Genomic DNA, 541 nt, shown 5'->3' on the forward strand with positions numbered 1-541 from the left:
GATATCGATGTAAACACCTGCTGGCATTTCCAGTCTGGAAAGTGCATCTACAGTTTTCTGTGTAGGTGCTGCGATATCAATCAGTCTCTTATGAGTTCTCTGCTCGAACTGCTCTCTGGAGTCTTTGTATTTGTGAACCGCTCTTAAGATTGTTACAACTTCCTTCTTAGTTGGAAGTGGTACCGGTCCGCTTACCTGTGCTCCGTTCTTTTTTACAGTTTCGATGATTTTTTTGCAGATGCATCAACCAACTGGTGATCATATGCTTTCAATGTGATTCTCATTACTTGACTTGCCATAAAAAAAGTCGCCTCCTTTTCGTACTTTTCACTTCAGTACGACAAGCGGTGACTGTACACTCTCCCGTGTGTGTCGTGAGAAACTCACACGTTGTTTCATACCTTTACCCATTATCGGTAAGCAGTAATCAGTTGTGATTCGTACAGTGACTTGTCGCCAGTTTCCTAACTTGACATTCGCTCCACGGAAAACCCGCTATGTGATTTCTCACTAAGCGGCAACCTCACGCTTCAACGCTCGT

The 541-nt window shown here is 43.8% G+C and carries 1 pseudogene; it reads right to left on the bottom strand.

Features of this window, described 5'->3' with window-relative positions:
* Positions 1 to 299 (bottom strand): annotated as a pseudogene (rpsJ, locus tag HMPREF1024_RS29920) (30S ribosomal protein S10); the annotation flags it as partial.
* Positions 300 to 541: the final 242 nt, after the last annotated feature.

Source organism: Klebsiella sp. 4_1_44FAA, from assembly GCF_000238715.1.
Classification (GTDB): Bacteria; Pseudomonadota; Gammaproteobacteria; order Enterobacterales; family Enterobacteriaceae; genus Klebsiella; species Klebsiella pneumoniae.